General features: G+C 40.6%; 19 protein-coding genes. 12 read left to right on the forward strand and 7 right to left on the reverse strand.

All coding sequences use genetic code 11. The features are described from left to right. Positions 1-9: 9 nt before the first annotated feature. The 11 genes from AAW12_RS04115 to AAW12_RS04165 all read left to right on the forward strand — a co-directional run bounded on the left by AAW12_RS04115 (position 10) and on the right by AAW12_RS04165 (position 9,591). Positions 10-390: an STAS domain-containing protein gene (locus AAW12_RS04115; protein WP_046672339.1), complete on the forward strand. Its 381-nt coding sequence runs from the start codon at positions 10-12 to the stop codon at positions 388-390. A 1-nt stretch (position 391) separates the two neighbouring features. After that, complete coding sequence (locus tag AAW12_RS04120; protein WP_046672340.1) at positions 392-1,303, forward strand: ribonuclease Z; 912 nt, start codon at positions 392-394, stop codon at positions 1,301-1,303. Positions 1,304-1,421: 118 nt separating this feature from the next. Continuing rightward, a complete protein-coding gene (hisC, locus tag AAW12_RS04125; protein ID WP_046672341.1) occupies positions 1,422-2,480 on the forward strand; it encodes a histidinol-phosphate transaminase in 1,059 nt (352 codons plus the stop codon). Positions 2,481-2,484: 4 nt separating this feature from the next. Further along, positions 2,485-3,624, forward strand: coding sequence for a bifunctional histidinol-phosphatase/imidazoleglycerol-phosphate dehydratase HisB (hisB, locus tag AAW12_RS04130; RefSeq protein WP_046672342.1), 1,140 nt, complete (start codon positions 2,485-2,487; stop codon positions 3,622-3,624). Between the two features lies 1 nt (position 3,625). Further along, positions 3,626-4,225: an imidazole glycerol phosphate synthase subunit HisH gene (hisH, locus tag AAW12_RS04135; protein ID WP_046672343.1), complete on the forward strand. Its 600-nt coding sequence runs from the start codon at positions 3,626-3,628 to the stop codon at positions 4,223-4,225. Positions 4,226-4,237: 12 nt separating this feature from the next. Beyond that, positions 4,238-4,990, forward strand: a complete 753-nt coding sequence (locus AAW12_RS04140) for a HisA/HisF-related TIM barrel protein (RefSeq protein ID WP_046672344.1) — start codon at positions 4,238-4,240, stop codon at positions 4,988-4,990. A 1-nt stretch (position 4,991) separates the two neighbouring features. Further along, positions 4,992-5,744: an imidazole glycerol phosphate synthase subunit HisF gene (hisF, locus tag AAW12_RS04145; RefSeq protein WP_046672345.1), complete on the forward strand. Its 753-nt coding sequence runs from the start codon at positions 4,992-4,994 to the stop codon at positions 5,742-5,744. A gap of 123 nt (positions 5,745-5,867) precedes the next feature. After that, positions 5,868-6,452: a bifunctional phosphoribosyl-AMP cyclohydrolase/phosphoribosyl-ATP diphosphatase HisIE gene (hisIE, locus tag AAW12_RS04150; protein WP_046672346.1), complete on the forward strand. Its 585-nt coding sequence runs from the start codon at positions 5,868-5,870 to the stop codon at positions 6,450-6,452. 258 nt (positions 6,453-6,710) lie between these two features. Further along, positions 6,711-7,613, forward strand: a complete 903-nt coding sequence (locus tag AAW12_RS04155) for a WD40 repeat domain-containing protein (protein ID WP_046672347.1) — start codon at positions 6,711-6,713, stop codon at positions 7,611-7,613. Positions 7,614-7,736: 123 nt separating this feature from the next. After that, entirely contained in the window at positions 7,737-8,957 is a 1,221-nt protein-coding gene (locus AAW12_RS04160; protein WP_046672348.1) for an LVIVD repeat-containing protein, read from the forward strand. Positions 8,958-8,988: 31 nt separating this feature from the next. Next, positions 8,989-9,591: a hypothetical protein gene (locus AAW12_RS04165; protein ID WP_046672349.1), complete on the forward strand. Its 603-nt coding sequence runs from the start codon at positions 8,989-8,991 to the stop codon at positions 9,589-9,591. Between the two features lie 133 nt (positions 9,592-9,724). Here the strand turns inward: AAW12_RS04165 and AAW12_RS04170 are convergent, their stop codons facing one another. The 5 genes from AAW12_RS04170 to dacB form a co-directional block, all read right to left on the reverse strand. Continuing rightward, positions 9,725-10,201: a GAF domain-containing protein gene (locus tag AAW12_RS04170; protein ID WP_046672350.1), complete on the reverse strand. Its 477-nt coding sequence runs from the start codon at positions 10,199-10,201 to the stop codon at positions 9,725-9,727. 177 nt (positions 10,202-10,378) lie between these two features. After that, positions 10,379-12,235, reverse strand: a complete 1,857-nt coding sequence (locus tag AAW12_RS04175; protein WP_046672351.1) for a beta-N-acetylhexosaminidase — start codon at positions 12,233-12,235, stop codon at positions 10,379-10,381. A gap of 745 nt (positions 12,236-12,980) precedes the next feature. Continuing rightward, positions 12,981-13,562, reverse strand: coding sequence for a Holliday junction branch migration protein RuvA (gene ruvA, locus AAW12_RS04180; protein ID WP_046672352.1), 582 nt, complete (start codon positions 13,560-13,562; stop codon positions 12,981-12,983). Between the two features lie 32 nt (positions 13,563-13,594). Further along, positions 13,595-15,877 (reverse strand): NADP-dependent malic enzyme, encoded by a 2,283-nt coding sequence (locus AAW12_RS04185; protein WP_046672353.1) that lies wholly within the window; start codon positions 15,875-15,877, stop codon positions 13,595-13,597. Between the two features lie 93 nt (positions 15,878-15,970). Continuing rightward, a complete protein-coding gene (dacB, locus tag AAW12_RS04190) occupies positions 15,971-17,395 on the reverse strand; it encodes a D-alanyl-D-alanine carboxypeptidase/D-alanyl-D-alanine-endopeptidase (RefSeq protein WP_084823070.1) in 1,425 nt (474 codons plus the stop codon). A gap of 234 nt (positions 17,396-17,629) precedes the next feature. Here dacB and AAW12_RS04195 point away from each other — a divergent pair, with 234 nt between their 5' ends. Further along, complete coding sequence (locus tag AAW12_RS04195; RefSeq protein WP_046672354.1) at positions 17,630-19,405, forward strand: aminopeptidase P family protein; 1,776 nt, start codon at positions 17,630-17,632, stop codon at positions 19,403-19,405. A gap of 106 nt (positions 19,406-19,511) precedes the next feature. Here the strand turns inward: AAW12_RS04195 and AAW12_RS04200 are convergent, their stop codons facing one another. Further along, the gene (locus tag AAW12_RS04200) at positions 19,512-19,919 is read right to left on the reverse strand and encodes a response regulator (RefSeq protein WP_046672355.1); all 408 of its coding nucleotides are present in this window, start codon (positions 19,917-19,919) and stop codon (positions 19,512-19,514) included. A 159-nt stretch (positions 19,920-20,078) separates the two neighbouring features. Beyond that, the gene (locus AAW12_RS04205; RefSeq protein ID WP_197083969.1) at positions 20,079-21,947 is read right to left on the reverse strand and encodes a sensor histidine kinase; all 1,869 of its coding nucleotides are present in this window, start codon (positions 21,945-21,947) and stop codon (positions 20,079-20,081) included. Positions 21,948-22,124: the final 177 nt, after the last annotated feature.

The raw sequence follows: 22,124 nt of genomic DNA on the forward strand, positions 1-22,124 counted from the left end.
GATAGACTAATGAAGTATACCATTGATAAGCACGATCGCTATATTGTCATAGAACCTCATGTCGATGTGATTGACGCGGATAATGCCGCTAAACTCAAAGGGGAGTTTTTGTTGCGGAATACGATTGGACAACGGAATATCGTTTTGGATATGATCCACGTTAAGCAAACGGACGAGGTTGGTATTCGATTAGGCGTGCTTGCCCATCGTTTATGTCAGTCTGTTGGTGGCATATTTATTTTGGTTAATCTTTGTCCAACGTTAATGGATATGGTTCGTGTGTCGCATTTGGATAAATCGCTGAAAATAGCACCATCTTTAAAGGTGGCGGAAGATTTAATCTTTGCACACGAATTGGAATCTGAGTATCGGGGGGCAATCGAGGATTAATATGAAGTTTGAAGTTCTGATATTAGGAAATAGCTCGGCCACACCGATGTTTGATCGTCATCCGACTAGCCAAGTGTTGAACTTTAATGAGCAATTGTTTTTGATCGACTGTGGAGAAGGTACACAAATGCAACTTAGCCGATACGGCATCAAAAGCAATCGTTTAGGACATATATTTATTAGCCATCTGCATGGGGATCATTATTTGGGTTTGGTGGGGCTGCTTTCATCGATGCACCTTGTCGGCCGAAAAAGTGATCTCCATTTGTATGGGCCACCTGCGTTAAAGGAAATTTTAGACGTGCAATTTTTGCATTCCGAGACTATTTTACGCTATAATCTTGTTTTTCATCCGATTTCACCCGAACAGCCGGGTGTCATTTTTGAAAACAGAACATTAAAAGTAAGCACTTTTCCATTAAAGCATCGTATTGCCTGTACAGGCTTTCGTTTTGATGAGGGACCCCGTGCACGAACATTGCTTGGCGATGTCGTACAGGAACTGAATATACCCACCGCTTATTTTCCGATGATCAAAAAAGGATTTGATTACGTCGATGAAAGTGGTAAAGTATATACTGCAGATGACCTGAGCCTTCCTGCTCCCTTATCGCGCAGTTATGTGTATTGTTCGGATACCGTACGGACGCCGGAATACCTGCCTTATGTGCAAAAGGCTAATCTGATGTATCATGAGTCCACATTCTTGCACGATATGGTCGACCGCGCAAAAGAGACATTTCACACCACAGCGCTGGAGGCTGGAGAGATCGCCCAGGAAACTCATGCAAAGAAGTTGCTATTGGGTCATTATTCAGCGCGGTACAGAGATTTAAATCCCCTATTGGAAGAAGCGAGAACCGTATTCCCAAATACGGAACTCTCTGTGGAAGGTCGGTGGTTTTCCGTTTAATTTTTTTGAATTTTCTCTGATATCCCAACGATAAACGGGTTAACACCTATGAATAATTGCTTATTATATTGCATATGATGAACAATTTATCTAAGTTTACGGCTCTAATTTTTTTATAATGGATAATCCATTCAACTTAAACAACCTACTACGGGAAAATATTAAGAAGCTCGTACCTTATTCATCCGCAAGAGATGAATTTAAAGGGGAGGCATCCATATTGATTGATGCCAATGAAAATCCTTTTGGATCCCCCTTAAACCATGATTACAACCGATATCCAGACCCTCTCCAACATCAAGTTAAAGCAAAACTTTCTAAAATAAAAGGTGTACCATCAGAGAATATCTTTTTGGGAAATGGAAGTGATGAAGCTATTGATATTTTATACCGTGCATTTTGTACCCCTGGTGTTGACAATGTCATATTAGTTCCGCCAACCTACGGGATGTATGAAGTTTCTGCGAACATCAATGATGTTGCGTTCAAAAAGGTAAACCTTACTGCTGATTACCAGCTGGATTTGGATGGTATTGCCAATGCAATAGACGCACATACTAAACTGATTTTTATCTGTTCTCCGAATAATCCAACCGGAAACTCAATCCGTCGTCAGGATATTGAAACAATCCTGAATAATTTTCAGGGGCTTGTGGTAGTGGATGAGGCCTATATTAATTTTTCTGCTGTCAAATCATTTACGCAAGAACTGGCTGAATACCCCAATCTAGTGGTATTGCAGACCTTATCCAAAGCCTGGGGGCTTGCGGCCTTACGCTTGGGTATGGCTTTTGCCAGTAAAGAGATTATCGCTGTTTACAATAAAATAAAACCACCCTATAACATTAATCAGGCGACACAAGATATTGTATTGGAAGCCTTAGATCAGGTTGATCAAGTCAATGACTGGATCAAGGAAACGGTGGCAGAGCGCGAAAAACTTGTGCGTGAATTGCTTGAGCTGGATTATGTGCAGCATATCACACCTTCTGATGCCAATTTTATTTTGGTCAAGATGGATCAACCTCGGGAGGTTTACGATTACCTCGTCCAATATGGAATCATCGTTAGGGATCGATCTAAAGTCGAACTGTGTGAAGGTTGTCTACGGATCACAGTCGGTACACCGGCTGAAAATAAAACATTGTTAGAAAAACTTAATCAAATCAATAAATAATACTATGCCTGATAACTTAAAACGTGTACTGTTTATAGACCGCGACGGAACATTGATTTTGGAACCAGAAGATGAACAAATCGATTCTTTTGCCAAATTAAAATTCTATCCTGGTGCTTTGCAGTATCTACCACGTATCGCAAAAGAGCTGGATTTCGAATTGATCTTGGTTTCCAACCAAGATGGTTTAGGAACGTCTTCCCATCCGGAAGAGAATTTCTGGCCAGTCCATCATTTTGTGATTGATACGTTTGCAGGAGAAGGCGTAGTGTTTGCCGAGGAACATATTGATAAAACCTTTCCACACGAGAATGCGGAAACCCGAAAACCGGGAGTTGGTATGCTTGGGGCCTATTTTGATGCGTCGAAATACGATTTGAGCCAATCTTTCGTCATCGGCGATCGTGTGAACGATGTTAAATTGGCGCAAAACCTCGGCGCAAAGGCAATTTGGCTGCGTGCTAACGATCAATTAGGTGCTTTGGAAAACCTTGCGATAGATTCGACTGTTATAGCTTTAGAGACAACGGATTGGAAGACGGTATACGAATTCCTTAAATTGGGTACGCGCACTGCCGAACATCATCGGAAAACAAATGAAACGGATATTTTTATCCAATTGAATCTGGATGGTTCGGGTAAGTCTGACATTGAAACGGGATTGCCGTTTTTCGACCATATGCTGGATCAATTGGCTAGACATGGAGCACTTGATCTGACCATTAAGGCGAAAGGGGATCTTCATATCGACGAGCATCATACCATCGAAGATACCGGTATTGCGCTGGGTGAGATCTTTTTGAAGGTTTTAGGGGATAAACGTGGAATTGAGCGCTACTCCTATACGTTGCCGATGGATGATTGTTTGGCTCAGGTTGCATTGGATTTTGGTGGTCGCAACTGGATTGTGTGGGATGCAGCATTTAAACGGGAGAAGATCGGCGATATGCCTACGGAAATGTTTTTCCACTTCTTTAAATCTTTTTCAGATGCTTCACGATCGAATTTAAACATTAAAGCAGAAGGTGACAACGAGCACCATAAGATCGAAGCGATCTTCAAGGCTTTTGCTAAATCTATCAAGAAAGCGGTAAGACGTGATGCCGACCATATGCAATTGCCAAGTACAAAAGGAGTATTGTAAGATGATAGGAATTATTAATTATGGTGCGGGGAATATTTTCTCTTTGACAGCGGCACTGGATCGCGTTGGGCTTACCTATGGTATGGTCAATACCGCCGATGAGATCGATCAATACGATCGTATCATCATTCCTGGAGTGGGGCATGCTGGCGCAGCGATGGACAAACTACAGGAATCGGGATTGGTGCCCTATATCAAAAAGCTAAAAAAGCCTGTGTTGGGTATTTGTGTTGGTATGCAATTGCTGACGGCTTTTTCAGAAGAAGGAAATGCCGAAATGTTAAAGCTATTTCCTTTGAAGACCTTACATTTTGATGCCGAAAAGTCGGGTAAAGTACCACATATGGGCTGGAATAGTGTTTCCGTGCCAGCAAACAGTCCTTTATTTGCACATATTGAAGACCAGACTTATTTTTATTTTGTCCACTCGTACTTTATCGAATTCGATGCGACATATACCGCGGCGAAATGTGTCTATGGACAGCCTTTTTCGGCTGCAATTTCCAAAGACAATTTCTTTGGCGTACAATTTCATCCAGAGAAATCTGGAAAAGCAGGAGAGCAGCTGCTGCTCAATTTTTCAACTATTCAAATTGATTAAAAATATTCGACTATGTATATCATTCCAGCAATAGATGTCTTGGACAAAAAAGTTGTCCGCTTGAGAGAGGGTAACTACAATGACGTTACAACGTATGCGATTAGTTTAGAAGAGCAAATCGAAACCTACCGTGCAAATGGTACGGAACTCGTCCATATCATTGATTTAAATGGTGCAAAAGGAGACTTCAGCAATCAGGCCTATTTATTCGATATCATCCAAAAGACAGATATGAAAATTCAGTATGGAGGTGGTGTAAGAAGTATCGAAAAGGTTAAGGAATTGGTTGATGCCGGGATTTATCGCGTTATTGTCGGAACACAGGCAATCACAAATCCTTCATTCTTGGAGGAGCTGGCTACGTTGAACGAAGGTAAAGTAAAATATGCCGACCACATCGTTATTGCAATCGACGTTTTGGATGAGGTAATCAAATACTCGGGTTGGTTGGAAAGTTCGCCAATCAAATTGATCGAATATATTGATAAATGCTTAGTTTTAGGATTCTTTAGGTTCTTATGTACCGATATTAGTAAAGATGGAAAATTGGGCGGTGCAGGCGTTGAACTGTACCAAAAGTTGTTGAGCCATTCTCCGATTATCAAGTTAATAGCTTCTGGCGGGATCAGTTCAATGGACGATATTCAGAAACTTCAGGAATTGGGTAGTGTAGAATCTGTTGTCGTTGGTAAAGCAATCTATGAAAATAGAATCTCGATCGATGAAATCAAAGATTGGAATTTAAAATCGTTAATCAGATTTTAAAATGCTGGCAAAACGTATAATTCCCTGTTTGGATGTCAAAGATGGGCGGACGGTAAAAGGAGTCAATTTTGTGGATCTGCGCGATGCAGGTGATCCTGTTGAATTGGCCTATGAATATTCTCAACAAGGGGCTGATGAACTCGTTTTCCTAGATATTACAGCAACGCACGAGGGGCGTAAAACGACAATTGATCTGGTCAAAGCAGTCGCACGTCAAGTGAATATTCCCTTTACAATCGGCGGTGGTATCAATGAAATCAGAGATGCTGATATCTTGTTGAATGCAGGTGCAGACAAAATATCCATCAATTCCGCTGCGGTACGCAATCCTGCTCTTATCAACCAAATGGCTGCAGCTTTTGGTGCACAATTTGTTGTGGTTGCTGTAGATACCCGGTCGATCGAAGGTCACAATTTTGTTCATCTAAGCGGGGGACGCATTAAGACGGAATTGGACACAGCGGATTGGATCCATGAAGCGCAGGAACGTGGAGCAGGAGAGATCCTGTTGACGTCAATGGATCATGACGGAACAAAAAACGGTTTTGACAATGGTTTTTTAAAAACAATAAACGACCAGATTCATATTCCACTGATTGCTTCTGGCGGTGCCGGTAATCAACAGCATTTTGTCGATGTTTTTCAACAGGCTAACGTGGATGCTGCCCTGGCGGCATCGGTCTTCCATTATGGTGAAATATTGATCCCCGATCTTAAAGCTACCTTACGCCAAAATGGTATTGTCGTAAGATAGGATAGCGGAGTAAAGATCGATAATCAAAGGGGTGGAAGTTATAAACTTGCTGAAAGAAATCCTGAGAAATTAAACTGGGCTCATGGCTCTTCGAAAATAATTAAAAATTGAAATACTAAAATCATGTTAGATTTTGCAAAAAGTGACGGCCTTGTTCCAGTGATTGTGCAGGACTTCCAAACATTGGAAGTGTTGATGTTAGGCTATATGAACGAGGAAGCTTGGCAGAAGACACAAGCAGAGAAACGCGTTACGTTTTTCTCCCGAAGCAAAAATCGCCTCTGGACAAAAGGAGAGGAAAGTGGAAACTTTTTGAATGTAAAAAGCATCCATGTTGATTGCGATAAGGATACTGTTTTGATCAAAGCAGAACCAATGGGACCTACCTGTCATACAGGGAGCAGAAGCTGTTTTAATACAGACTTCAACCAAAACTTTCTGTTGGAGCTGGAGCGTATCGTCAACCATCGCTATGAACATCCTTCTGACGAATCTTATGTCAATCGTCTGCGTTCTCGCGGTATCAATAAGATTGCGCAAAAGGTGGGCGAGGAGGCCGTAGAAACAGTCATTGCAGCATTGACCGAAACGGATACTGATTTTATCAATGAAACTTCAGACTTATTGTTTCATTTGATCGTATTGTTGCGTGAGAAAGGATTTTCTTTGGAAACAATTGCGAAAAACCTCGAGAGCAGACATCAATAGGTATTTGGGTGACGGCATCACCGTTGAACAAAATCTGAAGCGGAAAGAAGGCTTTAAGCTAAGATGACAAAATAATCTAAGAAGTGCAGTATATTTGTGGATATACTGCACTTCTTGTGTCTACAGGCTAGCAATATGTATTGCTGTATTGATCTTTCTGGATCACAGCTCAGTCAGCGGAGAATTCGGTCCTATAACATAAAAAAAATAGGCTTAAAACAGGTGCTCCGAATAGAGAAGGCGTTTTAGCGAATTACTATGGATATTACATTAAAATCGACGTTATCAGGGCATCAAAACCCTATTTTTTGTGTAGAGAAGGGCTATTATGCGCATACATTTTTTACGGCTGGTAACGATAAGGGCGTTGTCGAATGGGATATTGAGCAGAATGCATTTAAGCGTATTCTCTGCGCGGTAAGTTCATCGGTTTACGCTTTACGGTTGATCCCGGGGACGCCGATTCTGGCCATAGCCTTGCGTGAGGGTAAACTGCTTTTTGTAGATGTCGAAGAGCAAAAGCTTGTAGCAAGTATACAGCTGAGCAACAAAGCTATTTTTGCATTGGCTTATATGTCCTGGAAAAATGAGCTTCTGGCAGTAGGTGAAGAGGGAACATTGTACGTTATTGATCTGGCAACTTATAAAAGTATTTATGAGAAGCGTATATCCCCAACAACAATTCGAGCAATTGCAATTGATGAAGGACTTGGACGGATAGCATTGGGCGATAAAGATGGTAAAGTTTATACCTTGGACAGTGCTGATTTTCATATTATTGCGGATTCAAAATTGCATAGTATGCCCGCAACGTCTCTTGCATTTATTCCTCATAAATTGCTAAGCGGTGGACGGGATGCGCAATTGGTAATTTCAGACCCCAATCAATTGACAACTAATTTTTCCTTTGTACCTCACCTTTTTACCGTATACGGAATATATCCCCATCCTGAGGCGCCAATTTTTGCTACTGTCAGTCGCGACAAATCGTTGAAATTTTGGTCCACAGCCGATTTTGCACTATTGAAAAATATGAGTCGCGAGAAGATGCAAGATGGCCATCATTTATCTGTAAATGCGGGAGCATGGTCCGAAAATGGGCAATATTTCTTTAGCGTCAGCGATGACAAACTAGTGAAAGTCTGGGAATTTCATGTATAAAAGATCGGGCAGGAAGTGCGGACTAACTTAGGAGCATAAAAAGTAAAGTCATTTGTAGCGAATTCATAATTATATCGTTAACTATGGTAATTATAAATTTAATTGACCTTATAGTTATATTTTATGAAAAGAATTTGGCTTATCCTATTAGGCTGTATAGCGCTTTCGAGCTGTGATAAAATCGAAAGTAAAGGAATGTATCTAGCTAGCGTGCCCATATTCGAAACAATGGAAAGTATACGGGCTAAAGCTAATCCCGTAAGCAGCCCTACGACAATTGTTCAAACCGGAAAGATTTATATTTATCAAGATTACTTGTTTATAAATGAGCCAGGGAAAGGAGTTCATATCTTTAATAATGTTGATCCGTCAAAACCCCTGGCGATGGCATTCTTAAGTATTCCCGGCAATGTGGATCTTGCGGTTCTAGATGGAAAGCTGTATGCCGATAGTTTTACAGATTTATTGACCTTCGATCTCGAAAATCCTGCATCTCCAAAATTATTGACACGAAATAAGGATGTGTTTAAGATGTTGCTTCAAATGGATTACCTGAGTAATACTGCCGATCGCATCATTACGGGATACCGAGATAGCCTGGTAAGCTATAGCCAAAAAGATAAATATTCACCTTATGACCGAAAAGAACCTCTCTATAACGAGACCAATTCGGGCTCGGGACAGGGCGGATCCATGGCGCGATTTACCATTGCCAATAAACATCTATATGCCGTGGACCAAACGACGTTGCACCTTTTTGACGTGCAAAATGCGAGTAAACCTGCCTATGTAAAGGATATCAAAATAGGGCCTGGTATCGAAACAATTTTTCCGTTTAAAAACAACCTGTTTATCGGCTCCAATACAGGCATGGTGATTTATGATATCACGACGGCATCAGCTCCCGTAGAGCTGTCGCGTTATGCACATATTCGTGCCTGTGATCCTGTCGTTGTCAATGAGAAATATGCCTTTGTAACCTTACGTGCAGGCGTGGTATGTGGGGGGCAGCAAAATTTGTTGGAAGTTATCGATATCCAAGATCTGACGAAACCGATGCTGAAACATAGCTTCACTTTGGAGAATCCTTACGGACTGGCGCTATCGGACCACACGCTGTATATCTGTGATGGAAAATTCGGGTTGAAGTCATTCGATGCCAGTGATGTTAGTCAAATAGGTAATAAGCTTTTAGAAACTCACAAAGACCTGATGAGTAGGGATGTTATTGCTGGACCAAAATCGCTAATTATTGTTGGAGAAAAAGGTGTACATCAATATGATTATAGCAATAAGGCCAAATTGAAGGAATTGAGCATTATTCCTGTTATTAGACCCAATTAAGATACTATTTCAAGAGCTTCATTATTCTGATATGAAAAGACTTTCGATTGCCATTTTGGCTCTTCTCGGGTATTTAACTGTTGATGCCCAAACAAAAAAATATACAAATCATAATGAATTTTCGGTTATTACTTATGGCCCTGCTTTTCTCGAATCTGGATTTGGCCTACATACATTCCATGGGGTGCAGCTCCATGAAAATATCGCTCTGGGTTTAAATACAGGGGTGGATAGGTATCCTGTAAACAATGAAGGATCAAAATGGTTTTTACCACTCTCAGCCAAAGTGAATTATGTGGAATTCCCTGACAGAAAACGTAGTTTTTTTGCAGGATTGGATTTAGGCTATAGTTTTGCTTTCTTGAATAAAAATCTAGTCGAGAGCAATTTAAAATATGAATATCAGGGTGGCTTGTTGGTAAATCCACAGCTAGGTTGGCGCTTTAAATTTAAGAATTCAGCGAAATATTGGTCTTTGGCAACAGGATATCGGTATCAGCACTATAGCCGAAAGGATACTTATACGCGCCCCTCAGCAAGTTTGCCAGACACTAGCATAGGGTATGGAACAACACAAATGGATAAAAAATATGATCTGCACCGTTTTACTTTACAGGTAGGATTTGGTTTTTAGGTATCGATCGGATGTTTTTTTTTATTAACAGGTGTCGATAGCTTGAAATGTAAAAAAATAGCGTAAGTATGCGGTTCGTTTTTCAAATTTAGGCCGATACTAACGCTATTTCACTCTTTTTTGTGGAGCTTACCTATTCGCTGTCTAAAAGCTGTAATACCTGCGTAAGGTATTTCTCATCGACTTCATCAAAACTATTTAATTCACTGCTGTCAACGTCCAGCACACCGATAATCTGTCCCTGTTTAAAAACGGGTAGCACTATTTCGGACCGCGAGAGCGAACTACAGGCAATGTGTCCCGGAAATTGCTCCACATCAGGAACAATCAATGTTTTTTCCTGTGCCCAAGCACCCCCACATACTCCACGACCTTTCTTGATACGCGTGCATGCAACGGGTCCTTGAAAAGGGCCTAATACGAGCTCGTCTCCATCGACAAGATAGAAACCAACCCAGAAAAAATTGAATTGTTCTTTCAGTGCAGCAGCGATGTTAGCCAAATTGGCAATTTGATTAGGCTCGCCTTGCAAAAGTCCTCCAATTTGAGGAAGTAAATTTTGATATTGTTCTTCTTTGCTACCTTTAGCTATTTGTAAATCCTCTGCCATAAAAATCTATGTAAAAAATAATCATGCATTTGCTACCAGGACTACAATGCCAAAGATGTTTTGCCAGTCCGGAAAGCTTCACGACATATTGAGTCCCAACCTGCATGAAATGAAAAAGCGCTAATACGCTGTTCAAAGTTAACAGAATATTAGCGCTTTCGCATCAGGCAAATGTTATTATTTCTTTGTGTTGATAATATTCACCCGAATGTAGTTGCTTCTTTTGCCGGAAGGCGTTACAACAACTGCTTTGAAAATACGTTCTTTACCATTAGGAACCGTAATTTTCACTGGACCTGTATATTCTAAATCTAATTCCGAAGGATCATAGTTGTCCAATGTGTAATAAATTTTGGCTCCTTCAACAGAAGGTTTCAGCCCACGGATCGTATATTCTGAAGCATAGACGGTGCTGTCTGTGATGCCATATACTTCTGGTACACGATAGAATGTATTGGTTTGGTCAAGTTTAGCCAGCTGATTTGCTGCACGCTGTTCTGAGAAATTTTTCCAGTTCTTTTTCTCAGGCTGTGTCCAGGCAATTTCAGAAAGTGCTAAAACGCGTGGTAGTATTGTAAATTCGACTTTATTGGATGATCCAATATACTCTGTCCAAATATTTGCTTGTACACCTAAAACGTGTTTCTTGTTGTTTTCAGCAATTTTGCTAGGCATTGGGTCTGACGAATATACTTTGCTCAACGTGGAAAGTCCGCCGATACTTAAAGGTTCTCTGTTTTGATCAGGACCTTGTTTATGATCGAAGTATAGACCATAGCTGTTTGCCGTTATGATCACATCGTGACCTTGATTGGCTGCATCAATCGCACCTTGGTCGCCTCTCCAGCTCATGACAGTCGCATTAGGCGCTAAACCGCCCTCTAAGATCTCATCCCATCCAATGATACGTTTACCTTTGCTATTGATATATTTTTCCATACGTTGGATAAAATAGCTCTGTAACTCGTGTTCATCTTTGAGGTTGTTATCTTTGATTCTTTTTTGACAAAATGGACATGTTTTCCATTTTGTTTTTGGACATTCATCACCACCGATGTGGATATATTCGCTCGGGAATAGGGGAATGACTTCGTCAATGACATCTTCCAATAACTTGAATGTTTCTTCTTTTCCGGCACAGAAAACATCGTCAAACACGCCCCAAGTCTGCGCAGCCGTGTAAGGTCCTGGCTTATCACCACAGCCCAATTCTGGATAAGCCGAAAGTGCTGCTAACGCATGTCCTGGCATCTCGATTTCTGGGATAACCGTTACATATTTAGCTTTTGCATAAGCAACCACTTCTTTGATTTGGTCTTGGGTATAGAAACCACCATAAGGCGTGTTGTCATAATCGCCATCTGTCTTGTAGTTACCCAGCAGCGTTTGCTTGCGGTAACCGCCAATCTGAGTCAATTTTGGGTGTGATTTGATCTCGATACGCCAGCCTTGGTCGTCTGTCAAATGCCAATGAAACGTATTCAATTTGTAAGACGCCAGAATATCAATGTATTTTTTTACAAACTCTACGGGAAAGAAGTGGCGGCCAACATCGAGATGTAATCCACGGTAAGCAAAGCGAGGTTCATCCTGGATTGAAGCTTGTTGAATTTCGATGCTCGCCTTTTTATCCACAGGTAGCAACTGGATCAACGATTGCATACCGTAAAATAGACCAGCAGCTTTTCCGTTAATTGTCGCACGGTCTGAACTAATGTTAAGTTCATACGCTTCAGCATTAGTGGATTTTGCGTTTTTGGAGGAGAAATAGATGCTATTGCTGCTCGCTGATTTCACTAGGGATAAATTGAGATTGTAGTTGCTTTTTAGGAAATCCTGAAATAATGTTGCAACTTTTTTGTCGTCTTCGCTATCAAAGGCGATCTTGGTGTTAGCGTTGATTTTAAATGTACCATTTTTAATTTGAACCTGTTGCGGTAAGGGCACAATGTTCAAGGTAGCATCTTTCTTTTCTTGCGCAAATACTGCTGCTCCTATACTTAGGGCCAGCGCAAGTGAAAATAATTTCTTCATGCGTGAGATTATAACTGAAATAAGAAGTCCTAAAAATAGGTGAATAAATACGTTTTAGCAAAGAGGAAATGTAACAAATAGGGTATGAAAACACTGTTGAAAGTGTTTTTGGGCACTTAGAAGTAGTTTGGATAATAACGTGTTTGGGGTAGATCAATCGTTTGTTTAGTCTGTTAAAGGGGATATTTTATTTCGGGAATAGTATCCAAATTTAGGTGAAAAAATTTATGCCTTTTAACTGTATCTATCCCTGTTCTACGGAGCAGCTGTTCAGTAGCGGGCACAACGGAATCTGCTTTTCTGGAAACAGTCCCTCAAACGCCATCTTCAAAATGGCTATAATTGGTTGATACCAATTTCAAAATAAGCATAATATTTAATCAATTTTTAAACAGTACTTACTCAGTGCTTATTCAGTCTTCACTGACTGATCACTGAGCAAGCACTGAACAATCACTGAATAAGCACTGAATAAACAGTGTCAAAAGACGACATTTGATCCCTATTTAATGCCCGTTTGCTGTATCTAAAAACCAAAGCGAAAAGAAGGAAAGGGCTACGCCTTTGTAAAGAATAAATCGCTGTCGTGATGCTTCCTTTTTAGTCCTCGATTTATTGTAAAACTGAGGTTCGGGAAATGACAAAGGAACCCGAAGGTTCCTTATATCTTTTAGGCTACAGCATGAATAGCACGTATCCTTTATCTAATGATTAATATCGGATATGTTCAGCAAATGTTTATGCATTAAAGTCGTTTCAACGCTAATTTGATCATATCCTCTACGGAAAGATTGCTTTCGGTCTTTAAAATGGTATTTAGCACCTTCTCTGCCGCGACTTTGTTGAATCCGAGCATCACTAGTGCTGACAATGCTTCGTCCGGAACTGATTGGGATTGGATCGGTGATGCCAAAGCTTCGAAGCCCTGTTTTTTTAATTTATCCTGAAGTTCCAGTATAAGACGTTGTGCTGTTTTAGGACCAATTCCTTTAATCTTTTGAATGAGGGCAACCTGGCCATTGACGATGGCAGACTGGATCTCATCGGGTGTGTTTGACGATAGGATCATACGGCCTGTATTGGGGCCAATACCGGAAACAGAGATCAAATTTTCGAATAATTTTTTCTCGCCTTCAGTTGCAAAGCCATAAAGCGTGTGTGAGTCTTCCCGAACTTGAAGTGAAATAAATAGTTTACAGTTTTCCTGATCCTTGATTTGGGAGAAGGTATAGAGCGAGATGTGGACATAATAACCAATCCCACTCACATCGATAACAACATGAGTGGGGGCTTTATATGCTAATTTTCCATTGAAATATTCGTACATAGTATACGAATATAGGAAGATTTTAAGCTATTCTATAAATTTTTAAGATGTGCTTGTACATCTACTACGGCAATGGTAACCATATTGACGATTTCGCGCACCGAGCTATCCAATTGCAATACGTGAATTGGTTTGTTCATACCCAAAAGGATTGGACCTACAGCCTCAGCTTCACCAACTTCTTGCAATAATTTATAAGCGATATTTCCGGACTCCAAATTAGGAAATACGAGTGTGTTCGCCGATTTTCCATTTAAGCAGCTGAACGGGAAGTTTGCGGTCAACATTTCGCTGTTCAAGGCGAAGTTTGCTTGTAAATCACCATCAGCAATAATCTCTGGATGTTGATCGTGTAGGATCTGCGCTGCTGCTCTTACTTTTGTTGGCGTTTTTCCTTCACTTGAACCAAAATTAGAGTAAGATAGTAATGCAATACGTGGCTGAATGTTCATACGTTTCACAGCTTTATCCAGTAACAGGGTAATGTCTGCCAATTCTTGTGCTGTAGGGTCTTCATTTACGGTTGTATCGCCCATGAAGATTGGTCCTTTTTTGGTTAACATCATGTACATACCCGCCACACGGCTGCCCGGCTTAGCACCGATTACATGCAATGCCGGACGGATTGTATTTGCATAATTTTTGGTCATACCGGAAATTAGGGTGTCAGCTTCGCCAAATTCCACTAAAGAGGCACCAAAATAGTTACGATCGTACATCAACTTACGAGCGTCGTATTTTGAAATACCACGACGTTGTCTTTTGCTATAAAGATGCTCAATAAATTTCTTCGAGCGCTCCGTTTCGCCATCTACTTCAGCAACCGGGTCGATAATTTCAAGGCCATCCAGTTCAAAAGCATATTCTTTGATTAGACGTTCGATTTTATCTTTTCTACCCAAAAGAATTGGAATAGCGATGCCTTCTTCTTTAACAATCTGTGCTGCACGCAACGTTTTGTAATTGTCTGCTTCTGCAAAAACAACACGTTTAGGATCTCTTTTAGCAGCCATGGTCAAATTGCGCATAATCGCATCATCTTTACCCAGACGTTTACGTAAGGCGTCGCTGTATTGATCCCAGTCTTCGATTACGGTCTGTGCTACACCTGATGCGATGGCAGCTTTTGCAACAGCCATGGAAACTTCAGTGATCAAACGCGGATCGGTAGGTTTTGGAATGATATACTCTTCCGAGAATTTTAAATTGCTGGTGTTATAGGCTTGATTTACTTCTTCTGGAACAGGTTGTTTCGCCAAGTCTGCAATTGCACGCACTGCAGCAATTTTCATTTCCTCGTTAATTGCAGTTGCACGTACGTCTAAAGCACCACGGAATATATAGGGGAAACCCAATACATTGTTTACTTGGTTAGGATAGTCTGAACGACCCGTACCCATGATAATATCGTTACGTGTTGCCATCGCCAGATCGTAAGCAATCTCAGGATTTGGATTTGCCATCGCCAATACAATTGGGTTTGGAGCCATCGATAACAACATTTCTGCCGACATCACGTCTGCTGCCGATAGACCGATAAATACATCTGAATCTTTTACCGCATCTGCTAGGGTGCGAATATCGCGATCTGTTGCATATTGTGCTTTCATACTGTCTAGATTTTCTCTATCCGTACGGATTACACCTTTGCTATCCAGCATCACAATATTTTCTTTGCTGGCACCTACAGAAATATACATTGCCGTACATGACATTGCAGCTGCTCCAGCACCATTTACGACGATTTTTACTTTTGAAATATCTTTACCGATAATTTCACAGGCATTGATCAATGCTGCACCTGAGATGATTGCAGTACCATGTTGGTCATCGTGCATCACCGGGATGTTCATTTCTTCTTTTAGACGGCGTTCGATTTCAAAACATTCTGGTGCTTTGATATCTTCGAGGTTGATACCTCCAAAAGTAGGCTCCAATGCTTTAACGATATTGACGAATTCATCGACATTTTTGGTGTCCACTTCAATGTCAAATACATCAATGTCGGCAAAAATTTTGAATAATAAACCTTTACCTTCCATGACTGGTTTACCAGCTTGGGCGCCGATATCGCCTAAGCCCAATACTGCTGTACCATTACTGATCACAGCAACAAGGTTTCCTTTTGCAGTATATTTATAAGCATCTTCTTTGTTCTCAGCAATAGCCAAACATGGCTCCGCTACACCAGGAGAGTATGCTAATGATAAGTCTCTTTGCGAATTTGTTGGTTTGGTCGGAACAACAGCTATTTTACCAGGTCTACCCATTGCGTGGTAGTTTAATGCTGCCTGTTTACGATTAGTGTTACTCATTACGATTTTATTAATTTAAGGCTACAAATCTATCATTCTTTTTGATAATTGGAAATATTTGCCAATATCTTATTATAATTAGACAATAATATGTTACTTCAGGACATCCAATAGTTTAAACATTTGCTGACGCATGCTGGACGCCGATCCTGCATAGTTGTTGACCAGTAAAGTATAAGTAAACGACTGCCCTGTTTTATTGGTATGCACACCTGTATAACCAAGTACGCCGCCAATTGTTCCACTTTTCATCTTCATATTGTTATAGGTGGGAAGACTTTCGTAGAAGGAGGGATACCAACTCTGTTTTTGTGCATACTGCATAATCTTATTCATCGCTGACGTGGTCACTCGATTTTGAGGGGAGAGTCCCGAACCGTCCATACTATTGAGTTCGCTGGATTTTATGCCTAATTTGGCATTCCAATATTTTTGTACATAATACGCGCCATCATCGGTGCCCGTTTTCCCAGCTGTTGTATAAGCAATCGCTTTCAACAAGGCCTCCCCGTAAAGGTTGATACTCTTTTGGTTAAACCAGTAGACGATTTTATCTAAGGTTGGAGATAAATGGATATCGAGGGTCTGTTTTTTTGAAATATCAACTGAATCCATCTTGGTCCCGGTAGCAGGTAGTTCGCTGGCGGTAATACCGTTGTTACTTAGTACTTCATTTAATTGATAAGCGAGATCATAGGCCGGGTCTGGCGAAGAGAGCTCGATAGTTTTCTTGAGGTCCTGTCCATAGGTGCCGCGCACAAATATCTTGGTTGAATAGGGGGCAGCGTAGGCGTACACATTGTCACCACTTCCTGTTTTGCCTGTGGTCGTTTCATTGATAATTTCCAGATACGGAACTGGTGTTGTGTAATTGGCGATTTCAGCTTTAGCTCCGACTTTGGTGCTTGGCAGAAAATTTATGCCAAAAGCATTTTCACACCAATTTAGGGAAGAAATTCCAGCACCATAGTAATTGCCCATGTCGGTCCAGATCCAGCCCCCTGGAAGCTGGTTGCCATTGTAAAGCCGGTCATCGGCGATGATTGCGCCATTTATACTTTTAATACCGGCATTCTGGACTGCTGTAAGCCACTTGTTCAGTATCGTTGTTGCTTGAGTCTCCGGGTAGCGGGCGCTGCCGAGGGTAGGATCTCCCGTACCTGTCACTATAATATTTCCGTTTAACACTCCGTTCTCATCGATTTCACCTGTATAATACAGGGTTGTTTTGAACTGAAAATTCTTGCCCAGGAAGTCCAAGGCCGTAGCCGAAGTGATGACCTTCATGGTGGAGGCGGTCGCCAATCCGACGTTCTCATTTGCTGCGAATACAGTCTGGCCTGTTTTTGCGTCGAAAACGGTCAATGAGCTCAAACCATTTCTGAGGTTTTCCTGATTTTGAAATTGCGTGAATGCATCCTGAATTTTACTACGAAGATCCTGCGCATATACTGGCGTAGCAACGGTCGTTAACGTGTAGGCAGAAAAAGCAATGGCACTTAGCACAAATTGGTTCATATATCATGTTTTATAGTCCTATGGTATATCCAGCTTATCTTCGATAAGCTTGTTGGCACGGTTATTTTTTATTCGTGTTTGAAAATCATGGATATTCCTTTGGATGTATTGTCATTACTGGGACGCTGCCAATTTTAGGGAAAAGCGTCCGCTGTAGTTCGTTTGTTTTATTTGGCTTAAAGTTAGGCATTCGACCCTAAAAAATCCTAACTTGCATAAAATTGTATAGACGACATGAAGCATATCGAAAAATTAGCTGCCATTCGTGAGGCGATGAAGGTTCAGGGAATCGATGGATATATCATTCCATCTTCAGATCCTCATATTAGTGAATATCTACCGGAGCGTTATAAATGTATTGCCTGGGCGTCTGGTTTTACCGGATCAGCAGGGACGTTGGCAATCACACAGGATTTTGCCGGCCTTTGGACCGATTCTCGTTATTTTGTCCAAGCAGCAGAGCAATTGGCGGGAACAGGCTTTGAATTGGTGAAATTGAAAGTGCAAGGTGCAGCGGAGTATGCAGATTGGTTGGGCGAACAGTTGGGCGCTGGTGCTAAAGTTGCTTTTGACGGCAATCTCGCTTCTTTATTAGTGGCTCAATCTGTTCAGCATACTTTGGAGCCTTTGGAGATCAAAGTAGATGGTCATGTTGACCTGTTGTCGTCATTATGGGAAGGACGACCAGCGCTGCCTAAGGCACAGGCCTACCTGCTGGGTGAAAATATTACGGGACAGTCGACGGTTTCTAAAATTGAAGCTGTTCGTGCGGAGATGAAAAAGAATAGAACGGAAGCTCATCTGATCTCATCTTTGGATGACTTGGCCTGGTTATTAAACATCCGTGGTCAAGATGTACCATGTAACCCTGTTGTTTTGGGATTTGTATTGATTACCCCAGAAAATGCAACGCTTTATATCGAACCTTCGAAGTTGACAACTCAGGCAACTGAAGAACTTAAAGGCTATGGAGTAAGTGTTTCGGCTTATGAAGATATTTTTAAAGCGATTCCTTCATTGGATGTTGCTTCAATTTTAATTGATCCTAAACGTACCTGTTTTGCTGTTTACGACAGCATACCTAAAGAGGTTAAGATTGTCGAAAAAATAAACCCCTCGACAAGTTTAAAAGCGATTAAGAATAAGGTTGAAGTTGAAAATAACCGCCATACCTTTGTGAAAGACGGTATAGCGTTGACGCGTTTCTTCAAATGGTTGGAAGAAAATGTCTCCTCTGGTGAGCTTTCCGAATTATCTATTGCGGAGAAATTACGTGGATTTCGCGAAAGTCAAGATGGTTTTGTCGACGTCTCATTCACGACAATTGCGGGATACTTGGATCACGGTGCCCTACCGCATTATTCAGCCAATGAAAAATCGAACTATATATTACAACCTAAAGGTTTGCTATTGGTCGATTCTGGCGGACAATATACTACTGGTACAACGGATATTACAAGGGTGGTAACGCTTGGTGGTCTTACGCAGGAGGAAAAAGAGGATTATACGCTTGTACTCAAGGGAACAATAGAAGGCTCTCAGGCCATTTTCCCTACTGGAACCCGCGGCTACCAGATCGATGCCATTACGCGTCGCCCATTGTGGGAAACATTACGCAATTATGGACATGGTACAGGACATGGCGTCGGTTTCTTCCTAAACGTTCACGAGGGGCCGCAAGTGTTCAATGCAGCTGCAATAGATGTTGCTGTTGAACCAGGGATGATTACATCGATCGAGCCCGGATTGTATCGCGTAGGCAAACATGGTATCCGCATTGAAAACCTTGTGTTGACCCGTAAAGCGGGTTCTTCCGAATTTGGAGACTTTCTGGATTTTGAGACACTAACAATATGTTATATCGCAACTGATTTAATCGAAAAATCCCTATTGGATAAGAAACATATTGCTTGGTTGAATAACTATAATCAGTGGGTGTTTGATCAATTATCGACTCATCTTACTGCTGAGGAAAAGAATTGGTTGGCAGACAAGTGCCAGGCGATTTAACACTCAAAAGAGATAACGACAGTGGTTATCCGCTGGGCACAACACGAAGTTGCCAACATAAACGGCCCCCCACTCATTAGGTAAAAAAGGTTTGGGGGGCCTTTTTTTAATCGGGTTTTTTCAAAATCTCATAAATGGATTCTTTTCCAAAAGGTTTCAGAATAAAACCGCTTATAAAAGGGTAATTTGCCAGTTGCTCCTGATCGTTTTTGCTCGTGGAGGAACTGACAATAAAAATGTTGGTTTGCTTGATGAAGTCGGTCCGGTTCTCAAGCACATCCATTAACTCCCAACCAGTCATAAATGGCATATTGATGTCCACAAAGAGTATTGCTGGCATCAACGACTGGCTGAGGTCATTGTTATCCAAAAAATCCAATGCGTCCAGGGCATTTTGGAAGGAATGAAAGTCAATCTCGTATTCGGTAAATCCCTGTAGCATATGGGCGAAAATAGTCCGTAAAATGGCATTATCATCAATGAGAATGATCGTTCTTTTGGTTTCAGGAGTCATGGTCTTTTTGATTAATAATTGTTTTTCATCGTGTCAATAAACCTCATCTTCGTTTTGATTGACAGCGCAGTTTTTCTTTCACTCTTTTATTTATGAGATCACGCTGTCCAGGATCGTAGCAGTTATTTTCTGCTAACAGGATTGAACGCTGATTTCTTATTATAGCTGTATCAGCGGATCTGTGTATGCTTTTTCTAAAAATTTGACATAAAAGGTGCTACCCGAATCGATTTTACTTTGTACATCGATCTTTCCGCCCAATGATTCGATCTGATATCTAATGAGGAACAATCCGACACCTTTACTCTCAAATCCACGGTGAAAAACCTTTTTGAACATAAACAGCTCCGATTTGTATTTTGGCAAGTTAATACCCAATCCGTTGTCTTTAACCGTTAATAACGTTCCTTCTTGTTCCTGATGTGTATGTATTTCGATCTTAGGGGCTCGGTCTGTCGCTGTAAATCGGAGCGCATTACTGATGAGGTTGCTGAAAATACTTTCCAGATAAATCTTAGGATAATAGATGTCTTTTACATTGAATTCGATGGAAATAGTTGCATTTTTTTGCTGTATTTCTTCCATAAATTGCTGCTGCACTTTTTTGAATATATCTAAAAAATTACATTGTTCATAAATCAGTGAATTGTTTGATTTAATATCAAGTATTCCGTCCAAATTATGTAACGTTTCAGTCAGATCGTCACTGCTCGTATGTAGCAGGTTCATAAAATCAGCCTTTATTTTTTCATCATGCGTTAACTTAATTTCGGCAATAAGCATCTGTATATTGCTGAGTGGGCCTTTTAGATCATGAGCGAGGATGTTCGCAAATTCTTCCAGTTGCCGTATTTTGGTTTCAAGATCTATTTTGACTAAATCCGATTCAATTTTTTGCCTTTTTAGGATTTCGATATTCTTTTTTGATTCGGAAATATCCTGAACCTGAACGATGAGAAATTGTGCGGTATTGGTATTATCAAAAACTGCTGCAACCGTTACAGAACACCATACAAAATGGCCTAATTTATGTATATAGCGTTTTTGAAGCGTAAATGCGTCGATTTCACCCCTGACAAGTTTTTCTCTAAGTTCAACATCTTTGTTTATATCATCGGGGTGCGTCCTATCAGTAAACTTGGTTTTCGACATTTCTTCATGAGAATAACCAAGAATTTTGGTTAACATATTATTGGATTCTATGGAGTAGCCTTCGAGACTTGTCAATGAAATTCCCAGACCTGATAAATAAAATGCTTGATTAAACTTGTGTTCATTGAATTTACTTTTTTCATTGGACTCGACTTGTTTTGTAATGTCGGAAATAACCAGGGCTACCCGGTTCTGAGCCCTATGTATAGGTTTAATCTGTAAACGATACCATTTGTCCTTGTGCTCGTTTAAATTGGATTGAAAATCCATCTTAAGTTCGCGGTCCAATTTTAATGAATTTTGTATCAATTGGACAGTGGGTATAGCAAGATCTGGCGGAAAGAGTTCTGTGAGACTCTTGTTTAGAAATTCTTCGGGACTATAGAACAAGAGATCTGGATTGTTGGTCCAGTAGTTTTTAAATACCCCGGCATCGGTTACCTCAAATACGAGATCATTTAATGAGGCAACAAGCAATTGAAGTTGGTGTTGCTTATCTTCCAGGACGCGGTTTTTATTGACCAATTTCGATACATCTATTAATGAAATTAAAAGACCTTTTTTATTGTCTTCTATCATAACATGAACATCGAATTGATACCATTTAAACTCTTGATCCTTTTTTCGTCCTAGGATAATTTCATTTTGGTCTTGGTTTTTGGAAAGAGCAGTAAAAAATGGCGTTTCTGAAGGCGACAATACCGAAAGATCATCTGCTCTGTAAAACGTAATTAATTGATGTATTCTGTAGGTATCTGCCGTACTATCGAGGTCTAAAAGTTCTTGAGCCCTTTTGTTGAATAGTAAAATAGTGCCATCATCTGTGGTCGTGATTGTTCCCTCCAACCTTGTATTTACAGTTTGATCAAAAAGCATAGATAAAGAGTCCCGCTGCTGATACATTATTCAACCATATTTAGGGTTAATTTTCTCATTTAAAAGTATAAGCAACTCATTGAGTACTTAATTTGCAAAATTGGTAACTTTTACCCCAAAATAATAAATAAATATTAAAATATGTAACTTTTTATATAAAATACTAGCAGGTATATT

Origin of the sequence: Sphingobacterium sp. Ag1 (assembly GCF_000988325.1) — a bacterium.
In the GTDB taxonomy this organism is placed as follows: domain Bacteria; phylum Bacteroidota; class Bacteroidia; order Sphingobacteriales; family Sphingobacteriaceae; genus Sphingobacterium.

Coding starts and splice junctions, on each gene's coding strand:
- AAW12_RS04115 (WP_046672339.1), top strand. CDS start 10: ATGAAGTATACCATTGATAAGCACGATCGCTATATTGTCATAGAACCT.
- AAW12_RS04120 (WP_046672340.1), top strand. CDS start 392: ATGAAGTTTGAAGTTCTGATATTAGGAAATAGCTCGGCCACACCGATG.
- hisC (WP_046672341.1), top strand. CDS start 1,422: ATGGATAATCCATTCAACTTAAACAACCTACTACGGGAAAATATTAAG.
- hisB (WP_046672342.1), top strand. CDS start 2,485: ATGCCTGATAACTTAAAACGTGTACTGTTTATAGACCGCGACGGAACA.
- hisH (WP_046672343.1), top strand. CDS start 3,626: ATGATAGGAATTATTAATTATGGTGCGGGGAATATTTTCTCTTTGACA.
- AAW12_RS04140 (WP_046672344.1), top strand. CDS start 4,238: ATGTATATCATTCCAGCAATAGATGTCTTGGACAAAAAAGTTGTCCGC.
- hisF (WP_046672345.1), top strand. CDS start 4,992: ATGCTGGCAAAACGTATAATTCCCTGTTTGGATGTCAAAGATGGGCGG.
- hisIE (WP_046672346.1), top strand. CDS start 5,868: ATGTTAGATTTTGCAAAAAGTGACGGCCTTGTTCCAGTGATTGTGCAG.
- AAW12_RS04155 (WP_046672347.1), top strand. CDS start 6,711: ATGGATATTACATTAAAATCGACGTTATCAGGGCATCAAAACCCTATT.
- AAW12_RS04160 (WP_046672348.1), top strand. CDS start 7,737: ATGAAAAGAATTTGGCTTATCCTATTAGGCTGTATAGCGCTTTCGAGC.
- AAW12_RS04165 (WP_046672349.1), top strand. CDS start 8,989: ATGAAAAGACTTTCGATTGCCATTTTGGCTCTTCTCGGGTATTTAACT.
- AAW12_RS04170 (WP_046672350.1), bottom strand. CDS start 10,201: ATGGCAGAGGATTTACAAATAGCTAAAGGTAGCAAAGAAGAACAATAT.
- AAW12_RS04175 (WP_046672351.1), bottom strand. CDS start 12,235: ATGAAGAAATTATTTTCACTTGCGCTGGCCCTAAGTATAGGAGCAGCA.
- ruvA (WP_046672352.1), bottom strand. CDS start 13,562: ATGTACGAATATTTCAATGGAAAATTAGCATATAAAGCCCCCACTCAT.
- AAW12_RS04185 (WP_046672353.1), bottom strand. CDS start 15,877: ATGAGTAACACTAATCGTAAACAGGCAGCATTAAACTACCACGCAATG.
- dacB (WP_084823070.1), bottom strand. CDS start 17,395: ATGAACCAATTTGTGCTAAGTGCCATTGCTTTTTCTGCCTACACGTTA.
- AAW12_RS04195 (WP_046672354.1), top strand. CDS start 17,630: ATGAAGCATATCGAAAAATTAGCTGCCATTCGTGAGGCGATGAAGGTT.
- AAW12_RS04200 (WP_046672355.1), bottom strand. CDS start 19,919: ATGACTCCTGAAACCAAAAGAACGATCATTCTCATTGATGATAATGCC.
- AAW12_RS04205 (WP_197083969.1), bottom strand. CDS start 21,947: ATGCTTTTTGATCAAACTGTAAATACAAGGTTGGAGGGAACAATCACG.